Below are 24,843 nucleotides of genomic sequence, written 5' to 3'. Positions count from 1 at the left end.
TTTCGAGATAAATTGACAAAATACATAAAAAACATCGTAAGATCTCTACAAAACTTCGACATTTACAAAACCTTAACATTCCATTTAAACGAAATTAATAAAGAACCTTTAATGTATTACTCGTAGGACAAATTATTCAGGGGGTATTCTTGAAATGAAAAAGAACAAATTATGGCTGCTTACTTTCCTTACTATCGCATTGTTAGCATTCGTCACAGCATGCGGAAACAGCAGCTCAAGCGGAGATTCAAAAGACAGTAAAGGAAATGCTTCAAACAAAGATGAGGCATCAGGTTCCATTACCATCTCAGGATCATCTGCGATGCAGCCTTTAGTTCTTGCGGCAGCAGAAAAATTCATGGATAAACATCCAAAAGCCGATATTCAAGTACAAGCCGGCGGTTCAGGAACAGGACTTTCTCAAGTGTCAGAAGGATCTGTACAAATTGGTAACTCAGATGTATTCGCAGAAGAGAAAGACGGAATCGACGCAAAAGCTTTAACAGACCACAAAGTAGCAGTTGTTGGAATGGCCGCAGCTGTAAACCCTGAAGTGGGTGTCAAAGACATCACAAAGGACGAATTGAAAAAAATCTTCACTGGTAAAATCAAAAACTGGAAAGAGCTTGGCGGGAAAGACCAAAAAATCACTCTTGTGAACAGACCTGACTCTTCAGGAACTCGTGCAACATTTGTGAAATATGCACTTGATGGTGCAACACCTGCAGAAGGAATCACAGAAGATTCTTCAAACACAGTGAAAAAACTGATTGCAGAAACACCAGGTGCGATTGGATACCTAGCATTCTCTTATTTAACAGATGACAAAATTACACCGCTTAGCATTGATGGTGTGAAACCGGAAGAAAGCAATGTAGAAAGCGGTAAATATACAATTTGGGCATACGAGCATTCTTATACAAAAGGTGAGCCAGATGGTCTAGCAAAACAATTCTTAGATTACCTTATGAGTGATGAAGTACAAAAAGAAATCGTCAAAGACCAAGGCTACATCTCAGTTTCTAATATGAAAGTAGAAAGAGACGCAACAGGCAAACAAACAGATAAGTAAGAGGTCTTGAATTGCTGATGAAGGAAAAGTGGAGCTTTTCACTTTTCCTTTTATGACATTCATAGGAGTGTAGAAAAAGATGAAGCAGATAGAACATACAGAAGCGAGCGATCGACTGATCAGCTCGAAGAAAAATAGGCAAATGGATGAAGTAAGAGGAAGTATTTTGGTGAGATTCTGCGCATTCTTAATGATTGCTGTATCAATCGCCATTACCATCTTCCTTGGCATTAAGGGTTTACAATCTTTCATCGTAAATGGTGTAAGCCCAATTGAGTTCTTAACCAGTATCAATTGGAACCCAACAGCAGAAAACCCGCAGTACGGCGCATTTCCTTTTATTTTCGGATCAATCGCCGTCACGCTCCTATCGGCACTCATTGCAGCGCCGCTAGGCATCGCAGGCGCAATCTTTATGACAGAAATTGCACCTGCTTGGGGACGTAAAATCCTCCAGCCAGTCATTGAATTGCTTGTAGGGATTCCATCCGTTGTTTACGGATTCATAGGTCTTACAGTATTGGTGCCGTTTATCGGACACTTCAAGTCAAGCGGCTCAGGGCATAGCGTGCTAGCAGGAACGATTGTCCTGTCTATTATGATCCTGCCAACCGTTACATCCATTGCGACTGATGCAATGGGTTCACTACCAAAAAGTTTACGTGAGGGATCGTACGCATTAGGCGCAACAAGATGGCAAACGATTAGACGTGTGCTTGTGCCAGCAGCACTGCCAACATTAATGACAGCGGTCGTTCTTGGCATGGCTAGAGCATTTGGAGAAGCCCTTGCTGTACAGATGGTCATTGGAAACACGCGTAATTTACCAGAGAGCATTATGGATACAGCTGGTACATTAACAACCATTATTACGTTAAACATGGGTCACACAACGTATGGAAGTGTTGAGAACAATACACTTTGGTCAATGGGACTTGTCCTTCTAGTTGTATCATTTATGTTCATACTCATTATCAGATACTTGTCGTCTAGGAGGAAGATTTAATGAATAGCAAAATGACCGATCGTTTTGCCACATTTATATTTGGATTATGTGCTGCCATTATTACGGCGATTCTCGTTGGTTTGTTTTCTTATATCATTTTCAACGGTGCAAAAGAATTAAATTTCGACTTTTTGACAACCCGCTCAAGTGCGATTGGCTCTGGCGGCGGCATCAGGGATCAGCTCTTTAACTCGTTTTATATTTTGTTTATTACGATGCTGATTACAGTACCGCTTGGTGTCGGCGGCGGAGTGTATATGGCAGAGTACGCACCTCAAAACAAAGTCACAGATTTTATTCGTACATGTATTGAAGTGCTGTCTTCACTTCCGTCTATCGTCATTGGTATGTTTGGTTTACTCATGTTTGTGAATTTAACAGGCTGGGGCTATACGATCATTGGAGGAGCTCTTGCGCTCACTGTGTTTAACTTGCCGGTGATGGTCAGGGTGACAGAAGATGCGCTGCGCTCTGTACCGAAGGATCAAAAGGAAGCATCACTAGCGCTTGGTGTAACGAAGTGGCACACAGTCAAAACGGTCCTTATTCCAGGTGCGCTTCCGTCTATTATCACTGGTGCGATTTTAGCATCAGGAAGAGTCTTTGGTGAGGCGGCTGCTCTTCTTTTTACAGCAGGTCTCTCCACACCGCGCCTTGATTTCACAAACTGGAGTCCTTTTTCTGATACGTCACTGCTGAATGTGTTTAGACCGGCAGAAACATTAGCCGTTCATATATGGAACGTCAATACACAAGGAATCATTCCAGATGCAGAAGCCATTGCAAATGGTGCATCAGCTGTACTTGTGCTTTCAGTCTTATTGTTCAATTTAGCAGCTAGATGGCTTGGTTCATTTATTCATAAAAAGCTTACGTCAAAATAATGTGAGAGAGGTGTGAAGGGGATATGGTTCAAATGCTAGCAGAAAAAAAAGAGATTGCAGCGAAAAAGGCTCCACTTCAAGCGGAACAGATTTTACAGGTGCAGGATTTAAGCATTTATTATGGTGAAAAAAGAGCGGTCAATCACATTTCATTCGAGATTGAGAAGAATGCGATCACCGCATTAATCGGTCCATCCGGCTGCGGGAAGTCTACCTTTTTACGCAGTATTAACCGTATGAACGACTTAATTCCAGGTGCGAGAAGTGAAGGGGCGATCATGTACGAAGGATTAAATATTTTGGATGACCGTATTAATGTGGTGAATTTAAGAAGAGAAATCGGCATGGTCTTCCAAAAACCAAATCCATTTCCTAAATCGATCTACAATAACATCACCCATGCGTTAAAGTATGCTGGGGAAAAAAGAAAATCTGTGCTTGATGATGCGGTTGAGGAAAGCTTAACAAAGGCGGCTCTATGGGATGAGGTCAAAGATCGTCTGCACCGATCTGCCTTGTCATTGTCAGGCGGTCAGCAGCAGCGCCTTTGTATTGCACGTACACTTGCGATGAAACCTAGTGTCTTGTTATTAGATGAACCGGCTTCTGCCCTAGACCCCATCTCAAATGCGAAAATTGAAGAGCTATTAGGCGAATTAAAAAATGATTATTCAATCGTCATTGTGACACACAACATGCAGCAAGCGCTCCGTGTATCAGATCGTACAGCCTTTTTCTTAAACGGAGATCTAGTAGAATATGATGCTACAGAACGTATCTTTACACGTCCTGCGCAGCAAAAAACAGAAGACTATATCAATGGTCGATTTGGATAAGGCGGGTGGATTTGATGAATGCAGTAGCAACTAAAGCAGCAAAAAAAGAAGTGTTTCGTGTGAATGATATGAATCTTTGGTATGGACAGCATCATGCATTGAAGCATATTGACTTAGCGATTAGAGAGCATGAAGTCACAGCGATTATCGGCCCGTCCGGCTGCGGGAAGTCAACGTTTATTAAAACGTTAAATCTTATGGTCAAAACAGTGCCAGGTGTGAAAATCACCGGGGATATGATGTATAAAGATGACAACATTTTAAAAGGCCGTGTTGATTTAGTGGAGCTGCGTAAAAATGTCGGCATGGTGTTTCAAAAAGGGAATCCATTCCCTCAGTCTATCTTTGATAATGTCGTTTACGGACCAAGAATTCACGGAGTTAAGAGCAAGCAGCAATTGAAAGAAATCGCGGAAAAAGCGCTTCGAGATGTTGCCCTATGGGATGAAGTGAAAGATCGATTAAGTGCTCCCGCTCTAGGCCTTTCTGGCGGTCAGCAGCAGCGTCTTTGTATCGCAAGAGCCATTGCTACAAGCCCAGACATCTTATTAATGGATGAACCAACATCAGCGCTTGATCCTGTCTCAACATTAAAGATTGAAGAATTGATTATGAAATTGAAAGAGAAATATACGATTGCCATTGTGACGCATAACATGCAACAAGCGGCTCGGGTATCAGACCGAACGGCCTTCTTCTTAATGGGGGAGCTTGTTGAGGTCAATGATACGAATGTGATGTTTTCTGAGCCAAACGATCAAAGAACGAATGATTATATATCTGGTCGATTTGGATAAGAAAAACCCCCTGAAGGTCAGTGCCGTCAGGGGGGGGGTTGTTGTTATTTTGTTAAGGCTTTGACTATCTGTTTGAACGTCATTCCTGTTTTTAAATTGAACTTGCCTGCACGAATTTCTTTATGGTAGCCGGCGTCAATTACGTAATCATTAAAGTCTTTAGACGAGTTGATGATGCCGTCCTTTTCAAGCATGTCTGAAACATCACTTGTACTCATACCGTTTTTAATCACAAATTTGATCGATTTGCCTTTAGGCTTGTCCTCTTTTTGTTGATCACTCTTAGAATCTCCGTCTTCATTTGCCTTCAGCGCTTTTTCCTTATAGTCAAGAAGCTGCTGGTACGTTTCGCGGCTGACAGTGACTTCTTTTTTGGAGTCTAAATAGTTTTTCACGTCAGTGTCTGTTACTTTCTGTGCGAGGGTTTCTTTTGTTGTTGTATCAGCTGCTGCCTCGTCTTTCCCAGTGAGGAAAAAGACAATCGCAAGAACCCCAGTTGCAAGAATCATACCTGCTGCAAACGTTTGGATGCTTTTTTTCGTCATACAAGCACCCTCTCGTTGTCTTTAATGATCATGTTGACATCTTCTACAGATACATGCTCAGCGCGCGCAATGGCCTCAGGAGACATGCCATTTTGATGTTTTGAAATGATCTGTCTTGCGATGGATGGATCAATTTCTGAATGCTTGCGAACGACGATGTTTGTTTCAAGTAATTCTTCTTCAAGCACTTTCATTTTCTTTTTCAGTTTATAGATTTCTTGCATTGCAGATAGTTGAAGTGTTTCAAGTTCCTGCTCGACTTCTTTAATCGGCTCTCTTTGAAAATATGAGAATGCGATCAGTACAATACTGATAACAAGCAATCCGATAATTGCAATTTCCATGTTTCATCACCTTTTATTCATATTTTAATGCTGAAAGCCATAAAAGGCTTCCAAGATTGTTTCAGACAGTTTTCGACCCTTCTTTTTTATACCATAAAAAAGCTAGTTTCAAAAGGAATTGCTGAAGAAAATCACCTTTTTTTCATCTTTTTTCTTTTTATATGTAAAACGGGTATGAAAACCTTGCTTCGCTGTCAAAATAAATGAAAGCGGCGGGGAGAAGAGGAGTCTCATGTATACAGTACGACAAAGAATAAGGTTTTATAGGGGAGCAGACGATTTTTCATGACATAAGCATGCGATATGTAAGTGAATGCACTCAAATTGAAATTGGTGAAAAAACATTCTAGCATTCCTAAGCTAGAAGTGGTATTATAGTTAGGTCTGAATGTGAATTGATTTTAGTTTGGAGGGAAAAATATGCGCGTAAATATTACTCTAGCTTGCACTGAATGCGGTGAGCGTAACTATATTACTAAAAAGAATAAGCGAAACAATCCAGATCGCGTTGAATTCAAAAAGTATTGCTCACGTGATAAAAAACAAACTGTACATCGTGAAACAAAGTAAGCAGCAGGGAATTTTCCTGCTGTTTTTTTATGATGGGAGATGATCTGTATGAAAAAGGAGCTTCGCCTTCAAACATTAGCCAAGCTTGATCAAATAAGCGCTGAAGAATTTGAGCGCAGCACGGCTTTACTTCATGAACACTTATTGCAGCTGCCAGCATGGAAACAGGCGAAAACGATCGCTTTGACGATGTCTAGAGGAAAAGAGATACCGACAATGCCTCTAATTGAAAAAGCGTGGGAAGAAGGAAAAACAGTATGTATCCCTACCTGTTTTCCGAAAGCAAAAGAGATGATGTTTTATGAATATACACCCGAAACAAAGATGACATCCAGCTACTTTGGGCTATTGGAACCAGACCCTCAAGTATCAACAGCTGTACATAAAGAAACCATTGATTTAATAATTGTGCCTGGGGTATGCTTCGATCAAAAAGGCTACCGGATTGGATTTGGGGGCGGCTATTATGACCGCTACTTAGCTGACTATCACGGGGTAACCATTGCACTTTGTCTGTCTTTACAGCAAATCAGGCATGTGCCGTCTGAAGCATACGACATACCGGTGTCTATGATTGTCAGTGAAAAAGGCACGTTATATCAAAAGTAAAAGTCCGCTGATTGTCCAAAGAACGGGCTTTTTGTTGTTTCATAAGGTCATGGCATTTTAGTTGATAGGAGGTCCGTTTTGAAAAAATTTCGTGGAAAGAAAAGATACTTCCGCAATATGTGGGAGGAAGTGAATACTTGTGACCTAAAACTCGATCAGGATTCATGGTTTTATTTTTGGCATACGTACCATGATTTTTTTGGGGTCGGGGAAAATAGCTTAAAAATAAGAAGAGAGCATATCAAAGCCCATATCGCTTTATATCATAGGCTGTTAAAACAGCTTGAAGGCTTTGAAAAGCCATACCAAACATGGATTTGTATTCACGAACATGCCCCTGGTTTAGACGCTGTATATGTTCATACACCAAATCCATACGACAGTTACTTCCCTCACAAGATGGAAGAGGTAGAGCGGAGCCTCATACGTTCAAGGATTTAATCGACCATCATCAATTTGACGTTTCTTATGATCAATCAGAGTGTGAAGAGGTCTATTATATTCAATCAAAAGAACAAGGGATTAGAGTGTGAAAGCAGAAAGCATTGTAAGCGATAAAAATGATGGTTCATGCATAAACACATCCTATTTAAGCCACGATACGAACATAGGAGGGAATATGATGAATAAAATGATTTGGAGCATTGTGTTCACATTGTTTGCATTCGTTCTCGTGCAAAATCGTTATCGGCTGATGAATTTGATCTTAGGTCAAAATCAAGTGCGTCACTTTTTTATTAAGTGGCTGATGAAAGTCCCGTATTTTCGGACGAAATTTATTCGCCAAGCATTCTAATCCCGCAGACGCCGGGATTTTTTTGTTCAGAAATGCGGATATGAACGATTCTTGTTATAATAATGTAAAAAATGGAGCGCGAATGAATGAATGTCATAGATAGTTTATTTTGGCGAGTTGTTGATGAATTAAGACAAAAAGGGTACGAGATGATTCAAAGTCCGTATCCAGAAGATGAAATATTTTTTGAAGCACCACGAAACTCAGGGTATGATCTCATCCGTCTATATAGAAAAGATGTCAATTTTAAACAGGAGATCGTTCGAGAAATTGAAGAGCAGACGTATCGGATGGATCAGCTGAGAGAGGCCATGCGTAAACGTTCTCTTCATCTCTTACAGCTCCAATTTACAGCTGACTACCCTGTAGATGATTGGGAGGACCTAAACGGTCAACAGCAAAAAAAGCAAAAGGTGACAGTTACACCTGTATTACTGAATGCAGACACTCTTCAACATGACGTAAATGAGCTGCAAAAATGGCTCAATACATCGCTGACAGTGGATGCAGAAGAGGCAAAAAGAGACACAGCTGAAGATGTCATCCAGCTTAAAGTGAGCGTACTTCAAGCATTTGATGATCAGGAAAAGCAGCGTGAACGAGAACGGGCCGTTTTTCAAAATGGCAGACCGATTTTCACCTACCTGTTCATCGCTGTTCAAGTGGTGATGTTTCTTTTACTTGAACTATTTGGCGGAAGTACCAATACGGCAACTTTGACAGCGTTTGGTGCTAAAAATAATGGGCTGATTTTAGATGGAGAATGGTGGCGCCTGATTACACCAATGTTTTTGCACATTGGCTTGACGCACTTACTCTTTAATACATTTGCTCTTTGGTCTGTCGGAGCGGCTGTTGAGAAAATTTATGGCTCATGGAGATTTTTGCTCATCTATTTCATTTCCGGCATTTTTGGTTCCATAGCGAGCTTTGTCTTTAATACGGCCATCGCAGCCGGTGCATCAGGCGCGATCTTTGGATGCTTAGGTGCACTATTATATTTGGCAATTTCTAACCGCAAGCTCTTCTTCCGGACGATGGGGACAAATATTATTGTGATCATCCTCATCAATTTAGGGATCGGCTTTACCGTATCAGGTATTGATAACGCAGGGCACCTTGGCGGTCTGGTTGGCGGTTTTTTTGCTGCTTTAGCTGTCCGGCTCCCTAAACAGGTGCAGCCTGTCAAAATGTTTCTTGCTAGTGTTGTTCTACTGTTGATTGGTGGTTTTGGATTGTATACAGGGTTTCATTCAGACGATCAAAAGGAAGCGGCAGCAGTAAGTGAGGCAGCAAGTTTATTTGATGACAAGAACTATAACGAAGCAAGTAAACGTCTAGAGAAATATGTACATCAAAAGGATGCATCAGCTGAGGCTCTCCATATATATGCTCTATCGGAAGCGCAGCTCGGCCACCTTGACAAAGCGATTGGATTTTTACAAAAGTCGCTTAAAAAAAATCCAGATGATCCAAATAAACTGTATCATCTATCGTTGTTGTACGTAGAAAAAGGAGAGACAGCGAAAGCAGAGGATCTAATAGAAAAAGGGTTAGACCAAGATCCAAAAAATGATCAATTTTTAAAGCTGAAACAATATATTGAAAACACGCAAACACATTGAATGACTTGACTGAAAGCGCATTTATGAATACGCTTATCCTATCTGTTGATGAGAAGAAATGGTGGAAACAATGAAAACGTTATATGATGTACAGCAGCTGCTCATGAGATTTGGAAATTATGTGTATTTCGGAGATCGTGAAGTGGAATTAGAATTTATGGCAGATGAACTGAAGGAAATGTATACATCGGGCATTATTGACCGGACAGAATGGTCAAACGCAATGACGATTCTTCAAATGGAACTAGCCAAATTAAATCGAAAAACAATGTGAAGGTGGAGGGCATATGATCGGGGATTGGTTTGTAGGAGTTGATCTTGGCGGTACGACAATTAAGCTTGCGTTCATTAACTTATATGGTGAAATTCAGCATAAGTGGGAGATTCCTACGGATAAATCAGGGCAGACGATCACAGTCGATATTGCCAAATCAATTGACCACAAATTAGTCGAAATCAGTATGCCCAAATCAGCGCTGATTGGGATTGGAATGGGTGCACCTGGGCCTGTAGATAAAGTATCTGGGATTGTCTATAAAACAACGAATCTCGGCTGGACAAACTATCCACTCAAAGATCACCTAGAGGCAGAGACAGGACTTCCATCTGTCATCGAAAATGATGCGAATATTGCTGCACTCGGTGAAATGTGGAAGGGTGCAGGCGATGGCGCAAAAAACATCCTGATGGTCACACTTGGCACAGGTGTTGGCGGCGGCATTATTGTAAATGGTGAAGTTGTTCAAGGTGAGACAGGGGCTGGCGGAGAAATTGGCCATATTTGTGCCGTTCCATTCCAAGGAGCACCTTGTAATTGCGGGAGAACAGGCTGTATTGAAACCATTGCATCTGCGACTGGCATCGTCCGGCTTGCAAAGGATAAATTAGTAACAGAGCAGCATACATCTTCACTTGGCACGCTCACTTCGCTGACTGCAAAGGATGTGTTTAAGGCTGCTGAAAGTGGAGATGATCTTGCCATGCGTGTCGTAGAAGAGGTGACGACTCATCTTGGGCTTGTATTAGCGAATCTTGCCAGTGCGTTAAACCCAACAAAAATCGTGATTGGCGGCGGTGTTTCAAAAGCAGGTGAGCTCCTTCGCAGTAAAGTAGAACGCGTTGTTAAGCATCACGCATTTCCGCCTTGCGCTGATGATGTCGAAGTCGTGATTGCCTCTCTCGGAAACGATGCAGGAGTCATCGGCGGTGCATGGATGGCAAAAAACAAATGGTCGTCTTAAACAAAAAAGTCATCATGATGTCATTTTTATTAAAAAAAGCGATAGATGGGCATGAAATGAAATGTTTAGCATATTCATAAGTTTGTCATGAGGAAAAAGACATTGATTTTCCAGCACATACAGGATAAGATATAGTTTAGTTATTTTTGAAGAAGCACCAATAATTAGGGTGTATCCCTAGCTTGAGTGCTCGCTTAGCATAAGGAGGTTACAATGCGAAAGAAAAGATTAAAGGCGATTTCATTTTTACTGATTGCGACATTGCTCATGTGGGTCAAAACCTATGTTATCTATAAATCTAGCTTCAATATTAAAATAGAAAATTTCATGCAGGAGTTTATCCTGTTTATTAATCCGCTTAGCTTTATCTTGTTTATCTTCGGTATCGGTTTATTTATGAAAGAAAAAAATCGCAATCGATATATCATCGTGACGAGCTTTATTCTGACATTTATTTTGTTAGCTAACATTGTGTTTTACCGATTCTATAGTGACTTTTTAACCATCCCCGTCCTATTTCAAACAAACAATATGGGTGACCTCGGGTCAAGTATTACCTCTTTAATTGAACCAGTCGATTTATTGATGTTCGTGGATATCATCATTTTAATGTGGCTCTATAAAAAGCAGCCTTCCTTTAGAACGGATATCACCATTTCACGAAAAGAACGAGCAGCCTATTATTTATTTGTGGCAGCGACTTTCTTCTTTAACCTTGGTTTGGCTGAAACAGAGAGACCAGAACTGCTCACTCGCTCTTTTGACCGTGAGATGCTGGTGAAAAATATTAGCTTATATAATTTCCATATTTATGATGGAGTGCTGCAATCGAAACAGTCTGCTCAACGAGCCCTTGCTGACAGCAATAGCTTAACAGAAATTGAAAACTATGTAAGTGCAAATCAAACCGACCGTAATGAAAAGACGTTTGGTCAAGCAAAAGGACGAAATGTCATTCTTGTCTCACTTGAATCTACACAAAGTTTCGTGATCAATGAAAAACTAAACGGGAAAGAAATCACCCCGTTTTTAAACAAATTAATCAAGAAAAGCTACAACTTTACTAATTTCTATCATCAAACAGGTCAAGGGAAAACATCTGACTCAGAGTTTATTGTTGATAACTCTCTCTATCCACTTGGAAGAGGAGCTGTGTTCTTCACAAATCCAAGCAATGAGTTTACAGCCACACCTGAGCTGTTAAAGGATGAGGGGTACCATTCTTCTGTCATTCATGCGAATAACAAAAGTTTCTGGAACCGTGACCTGATCTACGATAGCTTTGGCTACGATAAGTTTTTTGATATTAAATCATTTGATGTAAATGAAGAAAATTCAGTTGGCTGGGGGCTGAAAGATGGTCCATTCTTCGAACAGTCAGCGGAATTGATGAAATCGATCCCGCAGCCTTTCTATACGAGATTGATTACATTAACGAATCACTTTCCGTTTGATCTAGATGAAGAAGATAAGCTCATTGATGAATATGATTCTAAGAGCAAAACGCTAAACAAGTTCTTTCCTACAGTGCGATATCAAGATGAGGCGCTGAAGATTTTCTTTGAAAAAATGAAGGAAACAGGTTTGTACGAAAATTCCATCTTTGTTTTATATGGGGATCATTATGGAATTTCAGAAAATCATAACGAAGCTATGGGGCAATTTTTAAATAAAGAGATTACGCCATTTGAAGAAGTACAGCTTCAAAAAGTCCCGTTTGTTGTACACATTCCAGGGATCACGGATCAACATCCAAAAGAAATTGATACGGTAGGTGGTCAGGTCGATCTCCGCCCAACTGTACTCAATCTATTAGGAATTGATACAAGTAAACAAATTCAATTTGGCCATGATCTTTTATCGAAAGATACGAATGATTTTACCGTGCTTCGTGATGGCAGTTTTATTACGAAGGACAGTGTTTTCACAGATGGTGTTTGCTACAATAAAAAAACGGGTGAGCCAAGAGATGATGAGACTGTGTGTCAGTCTTATGAAGAGAAGGCAAAGCAAGAGCTCCAATTCTCTGATCAAATCATCTATGGGGATCTCCTTAGATTTTATGGCCGGAATAGCCCGGACCATTCTCCATCCAAAAAAGAAGATGAAACGCAGCTGAAAAAGGCGTCCTAACATACGAGAAAACCTCTGTTATTTTTAAATGCAGAGGTTTTCTTTTTTTGTCTGCCGGCTCATATAGTATGAGAGGAGGGATGTAAATGAAGACAACGTCGTTTGGGAAAATTGAATGGCAGCTAGATGGAGAGGAAAAGGATAATGTAGCAAAGCAGTTAGGGATAGGAAATGCAGCTTTCCATTTATCCAATCAAATCAGCAATGAGTACCTCCTTTTACCGGGATATCGACTTCCGGAAGGTATCCATTCATTTTCTTCCATAGGTGAGCTGCAGAAATTTATTGCGCCTTACAGGCTGCAGCAATCCGATGATTGGATCAATGGAACCTTTGAATATGATAGTGCTCAATTAGAAGAAGAGCTGAGCCACTTGAAAGCCGCATTTCCTTTTCTTCAAATGAGCATAATAGGTCATTCAGTGCTTGATACACCTATTTATGAAATCCGAACAGAGCCTGTTCAGCATTTACATTCTATTCATTTGAATGCCTCTTTTCATGCAAATGAATGGATCACGACGTCTGTTTTAATAAAATGGCTGAAATCGCTGTGTTTGGCTGCATCTGACCCGGTGCAAGCAAGGCATCATGAAGCCGTTCATATTCTGCGAACCACAGCTCTCTCTATCGTACCAATGGTGAATCCAGATGGTGTGGACCTCGTACGAAATGGACCAGAGTCACTTGGTCTGAGCAGTGAAGAATTCACACCGCTATATGATGGATATGCTGATTATCAGGAGTGGAAAGCAAATATACGAGGGGTGGATTTGAACAATCAATTTCCTGCTTATTGGGAGATCGAATACTACCGTCATGAGACTAAGGCTCCGTCCAATCGAGGCTTTCCTGGGTATCAGCCGCTAACAGAACCAGAAGCGAAAGCGATGGCAAATCTAGCATTACGAAAACGCTTTGACAGGCTTGTTGCTCTCCATACACAAGGAGAAGAGATATACTGGGGCTTTCTTGGTCATGAACCAGCCATCTCAAAAGAAACGGTCAAACGATTCGAACAAGTAAGCGGCTATAAATCGATTCAATATCTTGACAGCTATGCAGGCTATCGCGATTGGTTTATTTATCAATGTCACAATGAGGGCTATACAGTCGAGCTTGGCCTAGGAAAAAATCCTCTTTCCATGAATCAATTTGACACCATCTATGAGAAAACAAAGCGGTTGTTATGGGAAGCATGTAAGTGTTAAAAAGCACCTGTCAGGTGCTTTTTACATTTGAACATGAAGTAATTTCTTATTGTCAATAAAAATAATGTTAGGGCAATTGACGAAGGTCGCCTTGTGAGCTATTGTGAAAGGTGTGGATGTAAAAAAAAGGATATGTTTTAGGGAGATGTCGATCATTGAGTGCTCAAAGCCTGTGGAAAAGGAATTTCACTTACTTATTTATTTCTAAAATGTGCAAAATAACAGGTGATAGTTTATCTTTCAACACCATCTTGTGGCTTTTAGTACTAGGCGGAAAAGGGGCAATTGGAACAGCCTTTTTTATTGCGGTCAGCTTTGTTCCGCAAGCCATTGTTGGGCCGCTAATTACCCCAATGATGAAGCCGCATCAATTGAAATTTTGGATGTGTTTTGCTGATTTAACAAGAGGAGCGATAATCCTTGTGATTGTGGTCAGTTACTTTTATGGTTTCACGCCATTAGCACTTGTTATTGGCTGTATGCTGCTTCATTCGGCAACTGGTGGCTCCTACGAACCGGCGTCTGTATCAATTATTCCAAAGCTTGTCCATGAGGACCTCATACAAAAAGCGAATGCAACTATTCAATCAGCAAGTCATGTAGTCAGGCTTGTGACGGTCACGGTTTGTGGTGTCATGATTGCGTTTGTAGGGGTAGGATATACAATGCTTGTGATTATTCCTCTTTATCTCTTGTCTGCTTTACTCGTATTAATCATTACATATGAAACAGAAATCATCATTGATAAAGCCAAAAAAGGGTTATCATACGGCAAAAGATTGATTCGGGGATTTTCACTTGTTAGAAGGCACCATATTTTGTTCCCATTGGCGATTTTTTGTGTTTGCTCGAACTTTGCTGCCGCACCATGGGAAGCATTGTCTGTTATTTATTTAACAGAGGATTTACATAGTGGACCAGTTATCTATTCATTTATTAAAGTCACAACGGCACTAGGTGCATTCTTGATGGGGTTTGTTTTGACAAAGGTAAAAGTGAACCGGTATGGGCTGCTGTTTATAGGTGCTGGGATTGTTGATGGAATCTCGTTCTTTATAACAGGCATGAACGCATTTTTACCACTTGTATTTATATCAGCTTTTGCATTAGGTGCCGCCATCAGTGCAGTCAACGTGCCTGAACATACAATGATTCAATTGTCAGTAAAAGCAGAGGATCAGCCGCAAGTGTATGCAATTATCAATATGATCTCCTTCTTCATGATCCCGTTAGGCGCTCTCATTGGCGGCTATATGGCAACACTATTTGGGTCAGGGTATGTCATTGCGGCTGGCGGCATCATTGAAGCTGTGTCAGGGATATGCCTGCTGCTATTCACAAAGATTGGGAAGGTAGAGAGGGCGGATTTGACGATAGAACGGGACAAACCTTCTTTAAATGCAACGTGAGCATGGCATGATGGATTGCGAATAGGTTACAATGAGGACGAGAAAACATGAGGATTTCAATGGAAAGGGGCAATAAACATGGCCATAGCAGATGTCACTATCATTCCAATAGGCACGGAAACACCAAGTGTCAGTGCTTATGTAGCAGATGTACAAAGAATTTTAGAAGGCTTTCAAAAAGAAGGGAAAATTAATTATCAATTAACACCAATGAATACGTTAATTGAAGGTGAATTATCCGTTTTATTTGAAGTCATTCAGCGCATTCATGAAGCACCTTTTGAAAAGGGATTGCACCGCGTAGCGACCAATATTCGCATTGATGACAGGCGGGATCAAACCACAACGCTTACAAGCAAAATAGAAAGCGTGAATAAGCACTTGAATCAATAAAAAAAGCCTGCTAAATGCAGGCTTTCAGCGTGTAGACAAACCCTCGCATTCGGTGTCAGTCCTGCGTGCCGGTGCTCACGAATATCAAATTCGCTCCGCTCCGGTACTCGTCCTTCCTAGGCTGCAAAGGTTTTCTATCAAGCTGAAAAGAAGACAAAGGGCTAAAATCAAGATCATTTTAGCCCTTTGTCAATAATCTAAAAGCCTGCTAAATGCAGGCTTTTAATGTGCAGTTGGATAACCGCTATAGATGATGGTCATGACAGTAAACCAGCCAAAAACCAAAAATGTTGCGCCAGCAAAAGCGATGGCAAGTACGTTCACTTTTTTAAGTGAGCGATAGATCCCGAGTGCAGCTAAAATCGTGACTAGACCAAAAATAATGACGAGCATCATGTGAAAGTCCCCCTTTGTCATCAATCCCCTTGATTTCCTTTCTTTTCATTTTAACCGTTTTCATAAAGCTTGTCGAGTAGATTCCAGTTGACGATTGTTTGAATTTTTATTGTGTAGCCTTCATAATAAAAAAGAATGAATAAAGTAGGTGATGAAAATGAATTGGAGAAGAATGCCACTAGGCTATGTACAAGCGAATGCGTATATTTGGAAAAATGAGCACGGAGAATGCTTAATCTTTGATCCAGGCGGTGAAGCACAAAAGCTGATTTCCTATGTAAAAGAAAAACAGCTCACACCGCTTGCTGTCTTACTGACACATGCTCATTTTGATCATATCGGTGCCGCAGATGAGGTGCGCGCAGAGTGGGGAGTGCCACTCTATGTACACGAGAATGAAAAAGAATGGCTCACGAACGCTGAATTAAACGGTTCAGCTCGATTGATTGGAAATGGAATTACGGTCAATGAAGCTGAAAAATTAATTACGTCAGAAGGAACTCTTCAAATTGGATCGTTTACATTAGAGATGTTCCACACTCCTGGGCATTCACCAGGCAGTGTATCTTACTATTCGGCGGAAGAAGGATTTGTGATTTCTGGTGACACGCTATTTGAAGGCGGCATCGGAAGAACAGATTTAGTAGGGGGCAGTCAAGAAGTGCTGCTTCAATCAATTCATAACAAATTATTGTCTTTACCAGAATCAACTCTTGTTTTAAGTGGACATGGCGGAGAAACCACTGTACTCACGGAGCAGGAACAAAATCCATTTATCAATGGCTTTTCTCTTTAAACGTATGAAAAAAAGCATCTCTTTTTATTGAGATGCTTTTTTCAATTAATGTCCGGTACCGGGAACCATGATGAAAATCGAATAATATGTAAATCCGGCAAAGAAAATCGTCAAGTACGCTCCGAAAATGTAAATATACATTCTTTCGGATAAATTCAAGTAGGATAAAAATACAAAAAGAACGGTTTGACCGAAGAACAGCAACGATGCATCTTTCATATGCCCTAAATAGAACATGACAGCAAAAATACCCGTCCAAAAGCCAAGCACGCGGAACATGCGATTCATTTCTTTCCCTCCCCTTAAAAAAACCCCTTTGATTCATATTATAGCTGATCACCACTTGTTATGTAAACATTTACATTTTTGACAACGTGTGAACATTTATTTTACGAGTAGAAAAAATTTTTTTGAAAAAGTGATCAAAACGTGTTTATGCCGAAATACATGAGGGTACTTACTCCATAAGAGAAAAGGTTAACGACCTAAGGAGGAAGACTAATGAGTGACATTACTTTTTATTCGTACCCGAGCTGCACGTCTTGCCGCAAAACAAAACATTGGCTAAAGGCGAATCAAATTGATTTTAAAGAGCGTCACCTTTTCAGAGAAACGCCAACCCTAGATGAATTAAAAAAGATTCTTTCCTTAACAACAGAAGGAATGGATGAAATTTTAGCCACACGAAGCCAGGCTTTTAAAAGCTTAAATTTAAATATTAATGATTTAAAAGTAAACGAGGTTCTTCAGCTTCTTATTGAAAAACCAAAACTGCTTCGGAGACCAATTATCATTGATGGAAATAAATTAGTAGTAGGCTATAATCCCGGAGAACTCATGAAAATATCAAAAAAGAAAGCGATTCATCAATCAGTTTCCTAATAAAAACGAAGATCAGCTGAAACATGCTTCAGCCGTCTTCGTTTTTGTGCTGAACTGGGCTAGCTGGGTTCGAACCAACGATCACGGAGTCAAAGTCCATTGCCTTACCACTTGGCTATAGCCCAATATCAAACGTGTAATGATATTGTTCACCATCTGCGGTCATTTATACATAAAAGTTGTATGTCACTAGTTTTAAGTGAAAAAGGAGCGGGAGAAGTAAATGAAAAATGAAAAATCGAAGCAATTATATGAATTTATCCTAAAAGAAGCCCCTGTCATGACCGAAGAATGGCTGAAAACAAGAACTGAAGAAGGCTCATTATATTCCAAACATGCTTCAGAGGAAACGGAAATGAAGCTGAAGGAACAGAACACAGCGTTTATTCAAACCATTGCATCAACACTTGTGACACTGTCAGACAAAGTAGAAAATCATTTGAAAAAGTGGTCTGTTGATATCGCACGTGATCGAGCCGTTCACGAGGTGCCTTTATATGAAATCATTGGACAATTTAAGATATTTCGTCAGATTTTCTGTTCCAGAATCGAGAAATTCATACTAGAAACCGAGCTTGAAGTGACGCTCCAAGATGTATGCGGGTGGAATCAGCATTTTCATTCCACGTTTGATGATATGATCGAGCGTTTATCAGAAGAATACGACCGCGTGACACTGAGTCAGCTAAATGCACAAAGAGAGATGATTCAGGAACTGAGTGCCCCTGTTATTCCAGTTTCAAAGGAAATCGGAATTTTGCCGCTCATCGGAGAGATTGATACGTACCGGGCCAAAATTATTTTGGAATCCGTGCTAGAACAGGCTTCAAGACTGCGTCTAACGCATTTGTTTATTGATATATCAGGCGTACCGATCGTTGATACGATGGTTGCTTATCAGCTGTTTAAAGTGGTGGATAGTGCGAAGCTTCTAGGCATTGAGACGATTATTTCAGGCATCCGCCCAGAAATTGCTCAAACCGTTGTGAAACTCGGCATTGATTTCTCAAAAGTAAATACAGAACATAGCCTTGCAAAAGCCTTGGAAAAAAGAGGATTTCGTATTTTTGAAGAACAGCCGCAAGAAGCCACATGACCAAAAAACCTGCACTTGTAAAAGTCAGGTTTTTTTATATGCACTTTTTTAAAAAACCACGTTTTCCATCGCAAGCTGATGGTTTTTTTCACTTGATTAGGCGTTAAAATGATAAATTGCTCTTTTGTCAGACAGGTTCCTCCGACTTACAATATAGTCAGAGAAGGGAGTGAACCATTTGTATGGGATTGAATATTTGGGACAAGAGCTGCTAGAAGAAGCATGCCGCATGAGAGCATCTGATGTGCACATTGTTCCAAAAGAAAAGGAAGCGTCGGTATCTTTCCGCGTAGACTCAGATTTAATTCAGCAGCGAACCATTGATAAAAAAAGCGGCGAGCGGCTCATTGCTCATTTTAAATTTTTATCATCCATGGATATTGGAGAAAAAAGGAGGCCGCAAAATGGGTCACTAGCTGTGATGCTAAGAAGCGGCCAGGTGTTTATTCGAATGTCTACCCTACCAACTGTAAATGATGAGAGTTTAGTGATTAGAATATTGCCGCAGGATCATGTTCCGAAAATAAAACATCTGTCACTATTTCCGAAAGCCTCCACCAGGTTATTATCATTTTTGAATCATTCGCATGGGCTCATTTTATTTACCGGTCCAACCAATTCAGGGAAAACAACAACCCTTTATTCATTGATCCAGTTTGCAAAAAAGAATTTCAACCGAAATATTATTACACTTGAAGATCCTGTGGAAACGAGAAATGAAGAAGTGCTGCAGGTTCAAGTAAATGAAAAAGCCGGCATCACATATGCCGCAGGATTACGCGCTATTTTAAGACATGATCCAGATATGATTGTGCTAGGAGAAATAAGAGATGCTGAAACGGCCCGAACGGCAATTAGAGCAGCACTAACAGGCCATTTAGTGATGAGTACACTCCATGCGAAAAATGCAAAAGGAGCCCTTTATCGTATGCTTGAATTTGGTGTCACGATGAATGAACTCGAACAAACGATGGTGGCGATTGCTGCGCAGCGATTAATCGAGCTCACCTGTCCATTTTGCGGAGAAACATGCCAGCTTTACTGTAAATTAAATCGACCGGTCAGACGAACAAATGTATTTGAACTGCTGTTCGGAAAGGAGCTCGGTGAGTGTATCAAGGAGGCTAAAGGAGAATATGCTCACTCGTCATATGAAACACTGCAAAGATTAATTCGTAAAGGAGTGGCACTTGGCTATTTATCGAAAAACACCTATCATCGCTGGGTTTATGAAGAAGCAAGCCTCTAAAGTGTGGTCTAAAAAGGATCAAGCGGAATGTCTATCAAAACTTGCCCAATTGATTCAGGCTGGATATACATTGATTGAGGCATTAACGATGGTGAATATCCAGTTGTCGAATAAGCAGCAGCAACAATTGACACCAGGCATTCAGTGGCTGCTCGAAGGGGAGCCTTTTTATGTGGTGCTAGAAAGACTCCATTTTCAGCGGGAAGTCATTGCCATTTTAAGTTTCTCCGAAAAGCATGGAAGTCTAGCAAAAGCACTTGAACAAAGCGCGCGGTTTTTAGAGAAAAAAATTAAACAGGTAGATACGTTTAAACGCATGTTACGTTACCCGATTTTCCTCATCTTTACGGTTTTGATCGTTCTCATACTCGTTCAGCAAATGATCATTCCTCAATTTTCTCTCTTGTACTCCTCGATGGATACCCGAATGTCATGGCTGATTCAAGGTATGTTTGGACTTTTTCAATTGCTGCATGTATCTCTCCTCCTCATCGGCTGTGTGTGTATCTGTCTGACTGGATACTATGCTTTCTTTTTTAGGAAAAAATCTACCCTTGAGAAGCTAAGGGTAATAAGCAGGTTTCCTTTTTTATATAAAGGAATGCGACTGATGCATACGTATCTTTTCTCTCTACAGTTAAGCGGACTGCTTCAGGCTGGATTATCGATGTACGAGAGCTTGCTAGCTTTTAAGCAGCAAAGCTACTTACCCTTTCTTCAAGAAATATCAGAACAGATGATTGAAGAGTTAAGAAAAGGAGAGAGCATGGCACATCAAGTGAGCCTGTCTCCTTTTTTTGAAAAACATTTTGCAGCCGTCATCGAGCATGGTGAAGCGAGCGGGATGCTTGCAAGAGAAATGTACACGTACAGTCAATTTCTATTAGAGAATGCAGAGCTGAAAATTGAAAAATGGATATCGTGGCTGCAGCCGGTTATCTATGGTCTGACGGCAATTCTTATACTCGTTGTGTATTTATCTATTCTTTTACCAATGTATCAACTGATGGAGCAAGTGTAAGGAGGAGGGCAAAGACATGAATGATAAAGGATTTACTCTGTTAGAAATGTTAATTGTCATGCTTGTGATTTCGATTCTTTTACTTATTACCATTCCGAATATTACTCGTCACCACCAAACGATTCAAGCAAAGGGCTGTGAAGGGCTTAAATCAATGGTGAGCACTCAGGTGATGGCATATGAATTAGAGCACGATGGCAAGACACCTTCTTTAGCTGAATTAGAAAAAGAAGGCTATGTCAAAAAGGGATTAACGTGTCCTAATGGAAAAGCGATTGTCATTCAAAACGGCCATGTGAAGCATGAATAAATTAATTTTTCATGAAAAGGGTTTTACCCTCATAGAACAGCTAATGATCTTACTGGTTCTATCGATTCTATTGTCGATCATAGGAGTGAAAATCCCAAATTTAATAGAAGACGCTGAAGCCAAAAAACAAGTGAACATCATGAAACAAGATTTTCAATTGGCTGCTAATACTGCATTTGTCAAAAAAACACGTGTATATGTTGAATTCTATCCGCCACATGTATCGTATCAGGTAATCAATCAAAAGGATGGCGAAGTCATTGCTTCTTTTAAGCAACAAAAGGGAAGCATTAAGGCTTCTACATTTCCACAAGGTATCTATTTTAATGTAAACGGACATCCAAGCAGCGGCGGGTCTCTCATCATTCAATTTGGCAGTCAAACGTATAAGCTCACGATCTATTTAGGAAGCGGGCGAATCCATGTTCAAAAGCAATAGAGGGTTTAGTACGATTGAAGCGCTGTTTGCTTGTCATATCTTCCTATTTGCAGCCCTTGTGCTGATGCCGGCCTATGAAAAAATCATGATAGGGAAAAATGAAGTAAGAGCCAAACTTGAGGCTTACCAAATTTTGCATGAACAGATGAATGAATCGTTCATAGAGGGTACAAAATCTTCTGTCAAAAAGAAGCGAGGCGACATCACATATGTATTCAATTGGAGTAAAGAGAAGGGATGTGTATCATACAACTTACAAAAAAAGCAGACCATATGCTTTCACCAGGTTGCTGAACGGTGAACAAGGTTTTACCCTTGTCCAGGCTTTATGGCAATTGCAGCTATTTTTGTTCCTCTCTTTTGGCTGTGTACTGATCTTATCAACAGCTTCGAAAGCTCATCCTTTTGAAGAGATTAACCGATTTTCACAAATGGAGTGGAAACAGACTGTTCTGCAATTAGATGAGGAATTAAGCCGAGCAACGGCTGTTCGATCGGTGCAAGGAGGTAAAGCGTTAGAGTATGTGTCTGATCAAGGGCGAGTGGTAACGATTGAGCCATATCAAGAGATGCTTCGGAAGCGAATGGATCAAGCTGGCCATCTCCCTTTATTGCAAAAGGTGAAAGAATTTCGCGTGAGAACAAATCAGCATAGAGCTATCCTTAAAGTCACAGATGAGTCTGGTAAGGTGTATGAAGCCGTTTTTTTCATATATAAAGGGGTGGTTCCTGCATCGTGAAAAGGGAAGGAGGATTTATCTATCCGCATGTACTGGCTGCGATTCTATTTTTTCTCTTGATCCTAGGGGCAATGACGATGGGGTTTCAAAAAGAGCTGAGAAGTGCAGAGCTGACGATTTCGTTTTATAAAAAACAGCAGCTTTTCAGAGTGGGGGCGAGTGAAGCTGCCCGTACATTCCATCGTTTGTGTGAAAAGCATCAAACCCCTATTGACACTGAAGAAGGCCGCGTGACATTAAAGAAGATAACATGCGATCAAAAGAAAAAGCGTATCCACATGTTAGTCAGTGTGAAAACGAAGGATGGTTTATCAGATAAGCGGGAACTCGTGCTGGATTGGAAGACCCGTGAAATCATGAAATGGGCAAACCCTGAATAGCCAGTGTATAAAATGATCCTCTTCCTGGTAACACTTGAAGAAAGAAGAGGTGATTGTGCTTGAAAACCAATGACTATGTAAAATATATGACACAGGAAATCATTAAATATATGAATACACCACGTGACGAACGGAAGGAACATAAACAAGAGAAAATGGAAACGAAACTGCCATTTTCACAGCGTTTATTTGGGGTTCTGCCGTTTGGGTTTTCAATGATGCTAAAAAAACGTAAGCGACATCGACAAAAGTAAAAAGCCGCCAGCAGGCGGTTTTTTTATGCCCCTTTAGCTGTATTCTTCCACAACAATCACTTTATTGACCTTGTTTGAGTACGGGTTATAAGAAATAGTGACAAATACCCCAAATTCTTTGGTGTGGTCTTTTAACGTAATATGATACTGTTTCACAGATTCCTTCTCACGATGACGGTCCCATACTTTTTGTTTGAATAAGACTTGCGTTAGTGGATATCGTTTCTTTGCTTCTTTGACTGCCCGTATTTCCCATTGATCTGCGGCGGAAGTGAAACCTCTCGCATCCGCAGGATTGGCGTCTTGTAACATAGGACCCAACAGTAAACTGAGCATGATTATCATCTTTCCATATTTCACTTCACATCACCTCACCTGCTATTATTCTGACCAAATGCTGTACTTTTATGTAAATTTTTAAGAAGTACAAATGTCACACAAAAAAATATTGAATACGGCGAAAGAATGAGAAAATGGAAGAATTTTCTCGCAATAGTTCTTGTTTAAGAACAAAATGGACTAATTTGACGTTTTGGGTTTTATAGGTATTTCCTTATACTGTATGTAATCGTTCTTATTAGAGAACAATCGTTCAAGGAGTTGGAGAATGAATGAAACAGTCGCTCTTTGTACTCTTTTGTGCCATTTGTTTGATTTTCACGTCTCTCTTGATCTCAACAACGAATGCTTCTTTTAACGATGTTGAGCACTCAAACTTTGTCATGAAAACATGCGAAAATTTTGAACAGACGGACCAGAATTGTCAGCCTTCCAAATGGGATAGAAGTCATTTGGAACTCATTGATCAAACGATGATCAAAGGAACAGTCTGCGCGCCTCAAAAGCTGAGCATGACACTAAAAAATAGTGGACAACCTATTGCACACTCTGAATGGAAATGGGAATTACATAAAGTGGAAAGTGAGCAGAAGCCGTTACAAGATGGTCATATTCTCGAAAAAGGCTCTATACAGTCCCTTCTTTCTCAAGAAACAACGACTGTCACGACAGATAAAGCAAAAACGAATGGAATTTATGCGTTTAAAATCTATTATCCTAAAGGTTTTGAAGGATCTGAAGATGCATTTATATGGTCTAAACATATGCAGCTCGCAAAGTGTCAAGAAAATGCATCCTAAATGGAGCTGTCTTCTAAATGAAACAATGATAGGCGAAGGGGAGAAGAGGTCATGAAAAAATGGATGAAGATGTCTGGAAGTATTCTTTATGTAGTGGTGTTCACGGTGATGATTGCATGTATTATTGTCGTATTGTCATCAAGAACTACTGGGGGAGATCCTCAAATTTTCGGTTATCAATTCAAGCAAGTATTATCTGGCTCAATGGAACCAGAATTTTCGACTGGCTCACTCATTGTCGTAAAAGAAGTGACTTCACCAGAGGCACTTAAAAAAGGGGATATTATCACGTTTCAAACGAAACAGGACCAGTCTTATGTGACCCACCGAATTGTAGGGATGAAAGGAAAGGGACCAAATAAAGCCTTTGAGACGAAAGGTGACCACAATATGTATCAGGACGGCACGCTAGTAAAAGCGGATCAGGTGGCTGCGCAGTATACGGGTGTGACCATTCCATATGCAGGAAAGCTTCTTTCGTATGCAGGGACTTCGGCTGGAACTGCGTTGTTGCTCATTATACCAGGTGTGATGCTGCTCGTTTATTCGACTCTTCATTTTGTGGGCGCTGCAAAACACCGAAGACACACGGCTGATTTACATATGTCAGAGGAACAAGCTTAAATTTTCGTTTGTAACCTAATTAGGTTTCAATAAAACAAATTTATTA

34 protein-coding genes and 1 tRNA gene are annotated in these 24,843 nt (G+C 40.4%); 29 read left to right on the top strand and 6 right to left on the bottom strand.

Features of this window, described 5'->3' with window-relative positions; translation table 11 throughout:
• The first annotated feature begins 154 nt into the window (after positions 1-154).
• The 5 genes from MHI33_RS13910 (at position 155) to pstB (MHI33_RS13890) (ending at position 4,595) form a co-directional block, all read left to right on the top strand.
• Positions 155-1,072, top strand: a complete 918-nt coding sequence (locus MHI33_RS13910) for a phosphate ABC transporter substrate-binding protein (RefSeq protein ID WP_034661310.1) — start codon at positions 155-157, stop codon at positions 1,070-1,072.
• A 79-nt stretch (positions 1,073-1,151) separates the two neighbouring features.
• Positions 1,152-2,078, top strand: a complete 927-nt coding sequence (pstC, locus tag MHI33_RS13905) for a phosphate ABC transporter permease subunit PstC (RefSeq protein ID WP_003217329.1) — start codon at positions 1,152-1,154, stop codon at positions 2,076-2,078.
• Positions 2,078-2,962 carry a phosphate ABC transporter permease PstA gene (gene pstA / locus MHI33_RS13900; protein WP_340912036.1) on the top strand — a complete coding sequence of 295 codons (885 nt, stop codon included), beginning with the start codon at positions 2,078-2,080 and terminating at the stop codon, positions 2,960-2,962. Before pstC ends, pstA begins: the two co-directional genes overlap by 1 nt.
• A gap of 23 nt (positions 2,963-2,985) precedes the next feature.
• Positions 2,986-3,798, top strand: coding sequence for a phosphate ABC transporter ATP-binding protein PstB (gene pstB, locus MHI33_RS13895; protein ID WP_034661308.1), 813 nt, complete (start codon positions 2,986-2,988; stop codon positions 3,796-3,798).
• A gap of 14 nt (positions 3,799-3,812) precedes the next feature.
• Complete coding sequence (gene pstB, locus MHI33_RS13890; protein WP_034620853.1) at positions 3,813-4,595, top strand: phosphate ABC transporter ATP-binding protein PstB; 783 nt, start codon at positions 3,813-3,815, stop codon at positions 4,593-4,595.
• A gap of 44 nt (positions 4,596-4,639) precedes the next feature.
• Here pstB (MHI33_RS13890) and MHI33_RS13885 read toward each other — a convergent pair whose 3' ends face one another.
• Positions 4,640-5,140 carry an endolytic transglycosylase MltG gene (locus MHI33_RS13885; protein ID WP_003217472.1) on the bottom strand — a complete coding sequence of 167 codons (501 nt, stop codon included), beginning with the start codon at positions 5,138-5,140 and terminating at the stop codon, positions 4,640-4,642.
• Positions 5,137-5,484, bottom strand: a complete 348-nt coding sequence (locus MHI33_RS13880; RefSeq protein WP_340912032.1) for a hypothetical protein — start codon at positions 5,482-5,484, stop codon at positions 5,137-5,139. The genes MHI33_RS13885 and MHI33_RS13880 overlap by 4 nt, the downstream gene beginning before the upstream one ends.
• Before the next feature lie 420 nt (positions 5,485-5,904).
• Here MHI33_RS13880 and rpmG point away from each other — a divergent pair, with 420 nt between their 5' ends.
• From rpmG to MHI33_RS13825, 11 genes are all read left to right on the top strand, one after another.
• Positions 5,905-6,054, top strand: coding sequence for a 50S ribosomal protein L33 (rpmG, locus tag MHI33_RS13875; protein ID WP_012010579.1), 150 nt, complete (start codon positions 5,905-5,907; stop codon positions 6,052-6,054).
• Positions 6,055-6,102: 48 nt separating this feature from the next.
• Positions 6,103-6,663: a 5-formyltetrahydrofolate cyclo-ligase gene (locus tag MHI33_RS13870; protein ID WP_340912030.1), complete on the top strand. Its 561-nt coding sequence runs from the start codon at positions 6,103-6,105 to the stop codon at positions 6,661-6,663.
• Positions 6,664-6,741: 78 nt separating this feature from the next.
• Entirely contained in the window at positions 6,742-7,104 is a 363-nt protein-coding gene (locus tag MHI33_RS13865; protein WP_340912028.1) for a hypothetical protein, read from the top strand.
• 181 nt (positions 7,105-7,285) lie between these two features.
• Positions 7,286-7,459 (top strand): hypothetical protein, encoded by a 174-nt coding sequence (locus MHI33_RS13860; RefSeq protein ID WP_165840198.1) that lies wholly within the window; start codon positions 7,286-7,288, stop codon positions 7,457-7,459.
• A gap of 86 nt (positions 7,460-7,545) precedes the next feature.
• On the top strand, positions 7,546-9,084 hold the full coding sequence (locus tag MHI33_RS13855; RefSeq protein WP_126741036.1) for a rhomboid family protein: 1,539 nt from the start codon (positions 7,546-7,548) through the stop codon (positions 9,082-9,084).
• Positions 9,085-9,154: 70 nt separating this feature from the next.
• On the top strand, positions 9,155-9,358 hold the full coding sequence (locus MHI33_RS13850) for a YqgQ family protein (protein WP_008342322.1): 204 nt from the start codon (positions 9,155-9,157) through the stop codon (positions 9,356-9,358).
• Positions 9,359-9,371: 13 nt separating this feature from the next.
• Complete coding sequence (locus tag MHI33_RS13845; protein ID WP_065098404.1) at positions 9,372-10,325, top strand: ROK family glucokinase; 954 nt, start codon at positions 9,372-9,374, stop codon at positions 10,323-10,325.
• Positions 10,326-10,538: 213 nt separating this feature from the next.
• A complete protein-coding gene (locus MHI33_RS13840) occupies positions 10,539-12,458 on the top strand; it encodes an LTA synthase family protein (RefSeq protein WP_065098403.1) in 1,920 nt (639 codons plus the stop codon).
• Positions 12,459-12,544: 86 nt separating this feature from the next.
• Positions 12,545-13,669: a M14 family metallopeptidase gene (locus tag MHI33_RS13835; protein WP_065098402.1), complete on the top strand. Its 1,125-nt coding sequence runs from the start codon at positions 12,545-12,547 to the stop codon at positions 13,667-13,669.
• Positions 13,670-13,824: 155 nt separating this feature from the next.
• Positions 13,825-15,078: an MFS transporter gene (locus MHI33_RS13830; protein WP_065098401.1), complete on the top strand. Its 1,254-nt coding sequence runs from the start codon at positions 13,825-13,827 to the stop codon at positions 15,076-15,078.
• Between the two features lie 78 nt (positions 15,079-15,156).
• Positions 15,157-15,471 carry an MTH1187 family thiamine-binding protein gene (locus MHI33_RS13825; protein ID WP_034662003.1) on the top strand — a complete coding sequence of 105 codons (315 nt, stop codon included), beginning with the start codon at positions 15,157-15,159 and terminating at the stop codon, positions 15,469-15,471.
• A 222-nt stretch (positions 15,472-15,693) separates the two neighbouring features.
• Here the strand turns inward: MHI33_RS13825 and MHI33_RS13820 are convergent, their stop codons facing one another.
• Entirely contained in the window at positions 15,694-15,867 is a 174-nt protein-coding gene (locus tag MHI33_RS13820; protein ID WP_003217333.1) for a DUF2759 domain-containing protein, read from the bottom strand.
• A gap of 157 nt (positions 15,868-16,024) precedes the next feature.
• Here MHI33_RS13820 and MHI33_RS13815 point away from each other — a divergent pair, with 157 nt between their 5' ends.
• Positions 16,025-16,663: an MBL fold metallo-hydrolase gene (locus MHI33_RS13815; RefSeq protein ID WP_065098400.1), complete on the top strand. Its 639-nt coding sequence runs from the start codon at positions 16,025-16,027 to the stop codon at positions 16,661-16,663.
• 45 nt (positions 16,664-16,708) lie between these two features.
• Here the strand turns inward: MHI33_RS13815 and MHI33_RS13810 are convergent, their stop codons facing one another.
• On the bottom strand, positions 16,709-16,951 hold the full coding sequence (locus tag MHI33_RS13810) for a DUF2626 domain-containing protein (RefSeq protein ID WP_003217440.1): 243 nt from the start codon (positions 16,949-16,951) through the stop codon (positions 16,709-16,711).
• Between the two features lie 213 nt (positions 16,952-17,164).
• Between MHI33_RS13810 and MHI33_RS13805 the strand changes: the two genes are divergently transcribed.
• Positions 17,165-17,545, top strand: a complete 381-nt coding sequence (locus MHI33_RS13805; RefSeq protein ID WP_007501232.1) for a Spx/MgsR family RNA polymerase-binding regulatory protein — start codon at positions 17,165-17,167, stop codon at positions 17,543-17,545.
• A gap of 54 nt (positions 17,546-17,599) precedes the next feature.
• On the opposite strand, the gene MHI33_RS13800 is transcribed toward MHI33_RS13805, so the two are convergent.
• Positions 17,600-17,670: transfer RNA gene (locus MHI33_RS13800), tRNA-Gln, on the bottom strand.
• Between the two features lie 98 nt (positions 17,671-17,768).
• On the opposite strand from MHI33_RS13800, the gene MHI33_RS13795 reads away from it, so the two are divergent.
• The 9 genes from MHI33_RS13795 to MHI33_RS13755 all read left to right on the top strand — a co-directional run bounded on the left by MHI33_RS13795 (position 17,769) and on the right by MHI33_RS13755 (position 23,034).
• Positions 17,769-18,641 (top strand): STAS domain-containing protein, encoded by an 873-nt coding sequence (locus MHI33_RS13795; protein ID WP_065098399.1) that lies wholly within the window; start codon positions 17,769-17,771, stop codon positions 18,639-18,641.
• 178 nt (positions 18,642-18,819) lie between these two features.
• Complete coding sequence (gene comGA / locus MHI33_RS13790) at positions 18,820-19,890, top strand: competence type IV pilus ATPase ComGA (protein WP_044140966.1); 1,071 nt, start codon at positions 18,820-18,822, stop codon at positions 19,888-19,890.
• The gene (gene comGB, locus MHI33_RS13785; RefSeq protein ID WP_231129518.1) at positions 19,832-20,911 is read left to right on the top strand and encodes a competence type IV pilus assembly protein ComGB; all 1,080 of its coding nucleotides are present in this window, start codon (positions 19,832-19,834) and stop codon (positions 20,909-20,911) included. The genes comGA and comGB overlap by 59 nt, the downstream gene beginning before the upstream one ends.
• 16 nt (positions 20,912-20,927) lie before the next feature.
• A complete protein-coding gene (comGC, locus tag MHI33_RS13780) occupies positions 20,928-21,221 on the top strand; it encodes a competence type IV pilus major pilin ComGC (RefSeq protein WP_003217322.1) in 294 nt (97 codons plus the stop codon).
• Positions 21,214-21,660: a competence type IV pilus minor pilin ComGD gene (comGD, locus tag MHI33_RS13775; protein WP_044140967.1), complete on the top strand. Its 447-nt coding sequence runs from the start codon at positions 21,214-21,216 to the stop codon at positions 21,658-21,660. Before comGC ends, comGD begins: the two co-directional genes overlap by 8 nt.
• On the top strand, positions 21,644-21,961 hold the full coding sequence (comGE, locus tag MHI33_RS13770; protein WP_044140968.1) for a competence type IV pilus minor pilin ComGE: 318 nt from the start codon (positions 21,644-21,646) through the stop codon (positions 21,959-21,961). Before comGD ends, comGE begins: the two co-directional genes overlap by 17 nt.
• Positions 21,870-22,400: a competence type IV pilus minor pilin ComGF gene (gene comGF / locus MHI33_RS13765; protein WP_258395182.1), complete on the top strand. Its 531-nt coding sequence runs from the start codon at positions 21,870-21,872 to the stop codon at positions 22,398-22,400. Before comGE ends, comGF begins: the two co-directional genes overlap by 92 nt.
• Entirely contained in the window at positions 22,397-22,780 is a 384-nt protein-coding gene (locus MHI33_RS13760) for a competence type IV pilus minor pilin ComGG (protein WP_044140972.1), read from the top strand. Before comGF ends, MHI33_RS13760 begins: the two co-directional genes overlap by 4 nt.
• Positions 22,781-22,839: 59 nt before the next feature.
• Positions 22,840-23,034: a YqzE family protein gene (locus MHI33_RS13755; RefSeq protein ID WP_106065585.1), complete on the top strand. Its 195-nt coding sequence runs from the start codon at positions 22,840-22,842 to the stop codon at positions 23,032-23,034.
• Positions 23,035-23,067: 33 nt separating this feature from the next.
• On the opposite strand, the gene MHI33_RS13750 is transcribed toward MHI33_RS13755, so the two are convergent.
• Complete coding sequence (locus MHI33_RS13750) at positions 23,068-23,346, bottom strand: DUF3889 domain-containing protein (protein WP_065098439.1); 279 nt, start codon at positions 23,344-23,346, stop codon at positions 23,068-23,070.
• 299 nt (positions 23,347-23,645) lie between these two features.
• On the opposite strand from MHI33_RS13750, the gene tapA reads away from it, so the two are divergent.
• Together tapA and sipW are read left to right on the top strand one after the other, a co-directional pair.
• Positions 23,646-24,173, top strand: a complete 528-nt coding sequence (tapA, locus tag MHI33_RS13745) for an amyloid fiber anchoring/assembly protein TapA (RefSeq protein WP_044140975.1) — start codon at positions 23,646-23,648, stop codon at positions 24,171-24,173.
• A 51-nt stretch (positions 24,174-24,224) separates the two neighbouring features.
• Entirely contained in the window at positions 24,225-24,797 is a 573-nt protein-coding gene (sipW, locus tag MHI33_RS13740) for a signal peptidase I SipW (RefSeq protein WP_044140976.1), read from the top strand.
• The last annotated feature ends 46 nt before the right edge of the window (positions 24,798-24,843 follow it).

It is taken from the genome of Bacillus sp. FSL K6-2971 (assembly GCF_038006405.1).
GTDB classification, from domain to species: domain Bacteria; phylum Bacillota; class Bacilli; order Bacillales; family Bacillaceae; genus Bacillus; species Bacillus pumilus.
The sequence above is the reverse complement of the archived record's forward strand: the minus strand, read 5'-3'. Positions and strand labels throughout refer to the sequence as shown.

Bases quoted from the DNA above. Each gene is read 5' to 3' on its own strand.
- MHI33_RS13910 (WP_034661310.1), top strand. From the start codon at position 155: ATGAAAAAGAACAAATTATGGCTGCTTACTTTCCTTACTATCGCATTG.
- pstC (WP_003217329.1), top strand. From the start codon at position 1,152: ATGAAGCAGATAGAACATACAGAAGCGAGCGATCGACTGATCAGCTCG.
- pstA (WP_340912036.1), top strand. From the start codon at position 2,078: ATGAATAGCAAAATGACCGATCGTTTTGCCACATTTATATTTGGATTA.
- pstB (WP_034661308.1), top strand. From the start codon at position 2,986: ATGGTTCAAATGCTAGCAGAAAAAAAAGAGATTGCAGCGAAAAAGGCT.
- pstB (WP_034620853.1), top strand. From the start codon at position 3,813: ATGAATGCAGTAGCAACTAAAGCAGCAAAAAAAGAAGTGTTTCGTGTG.
- MHI33_RS13885 (WP_003217472.1), bottom strand. From the start codon at position 5,140: ATGACGAAAAAAAGCATCCAAACGTTTGCAGCAGGTATGATTCTTGCA.
- MHI33_RS13880 (WP_340912032.1), bottom strand. From the start codon at position 5,484: ATGGAAATTGCAATTATCGGATTGCTTGTTATCAGTATTGTACTGATC.
- rpmG (WP_012010579.1), top strand. From the start codon at position 5,905: ATGCGCGTAAATATTACTCTAGCTTGCACTGAATGCGGTGAGCGTAAC.
- MHI33_RS13870 (WP_340912030.1), top strand. From the start codon at position 6,103: ATGAAAAAGGAGCTTCGCCTTCAAACATTAGCCAAGCTTGATCAAATA.
- MHI33_RS13860 (WP_165840198.1), top strand. From the start codon at position 7,286: ATGAATAAAATGATTTGGAGCATTGTGTTCACATTGTTTGCATTCGTT.
- MHI33_RS13855 (WP_126741036.1), top strand. From the start codon at position 7,546: ATGAATGTCATAGATAGTTTATTTTGGCGAGTTGTTGATGAATTAAGA.
- MHI33_RS13850 (WP_008342322.1), top strand. From the start codon at position 9,155: ATGAAAACGTTATATGATGTACAGCAGCTGCTCATGAGATTTGGAAAT.
- MHI33_RS13845 (WP_065098404.1), top strand. From the start codon at position 9,372: ATGATCGGGGATTGGTTTGTAGGAGTTGATCTTGGCGGTACGACAATT.
- MHI33_RS13840 (WP_065098403.1), top strand. From the start codon at position 10,539: ATGCGAAAGAAAAGATTAAAGGCGATTTCATTTTTACTGATTGCGACA.
- MHI33_RS13835 (WP_065098402.1), top strand. From the start codon at position 12,545: ATGAAGACAACGTCGTTTGGGAAAATTGAATGGCAGCTAGATGGAGAG.
- MHI33_RS13825 (WP_034662003.1), top strand. From the start codon at position 15,157: ATGGCCATAGCAGATGTCACTATCATTCCAATAGGCACGGAAACACCA.
- MHI33_RS13820 (WP_003217333.1), bottom strand. From the start codon at position 15,867: ATGATGCTCGTCATTATTTTTGGTCTAGTCACGATTTTAGCTGCACTC.
- MHI33_RS13815 (WP_065098400.1), top strand. From the start codon at position 16,025: ATGAATTGGAGAAGAATGCCACTAGGCTATGTACAAGCGAATGCGTAT.
- MHI33_RS13810 (WP_003217440.1), bottom strand. From the start codon at position 16,951: ATGAATCGCATGTTCCGCGTGCTTGGCTTTTGGACGGGTATTTTTGCT.
- MHI33_RS13805 (WP_007501232.1), top strand. From the start codon at position 17,165: ATGAGTGACATTACTTTTTATTCGTACCCGAGCTGCACGTCTTGCCGC.
- MHI33_RS13795 (WP_065098399.1), top strand. From the start codon at position 17,769: ATGAAAAATGAAAAATCGAAGCAATTATATGAATTTATCCTAAAAGAA.
- comGC (WP_003217322.1), top strand. From the start codon at position 20,928: ATGAATGATAAAGGATTTACTCTGTTAGAAATGTTAATTGTCATGCTT.
- comGD (WP_044140967.1), top strand. From the start codon at position 21,214: ATGAATAAATTAATTTTTCATGAAAAGGGTTTTACCCTCATAGAACAG.
- comGE (WP_044140968.1), top strand. From the start codon at position 21,644: ATGTTCAAAAGCAATAGAGGGTTTAGTACGATTGAAGCGCTGTTTGCT.
- comGF (WP_258395182.1), top strand. From the start codon at position 21,870: ATGTATTCAATTGGAGTAAAGAGAAGGGATGTGTATCATACAACTTAC.
- MHI33_RS13750 (WP_065098439.1), bottom strand. From the start codon at position 23,346: ATGTTACAAGACGCCAATCCTGCGGATGCGAGAGGTTTCACTTCCGCC.
- tapA (WP_044140975.1), top strand. From the start codon at position 23,646: ATGAAACAGTCGCTCTTTGTACTCTTTTGTGCCATTTGTTTGATTTTC.
- sipW (WP_044140976.1), top strand. From the start codon at position 24,225: ATGAAAAAATGGATGAAGATGTCTGGAAGTATTCTTTATGTAGTGGTG.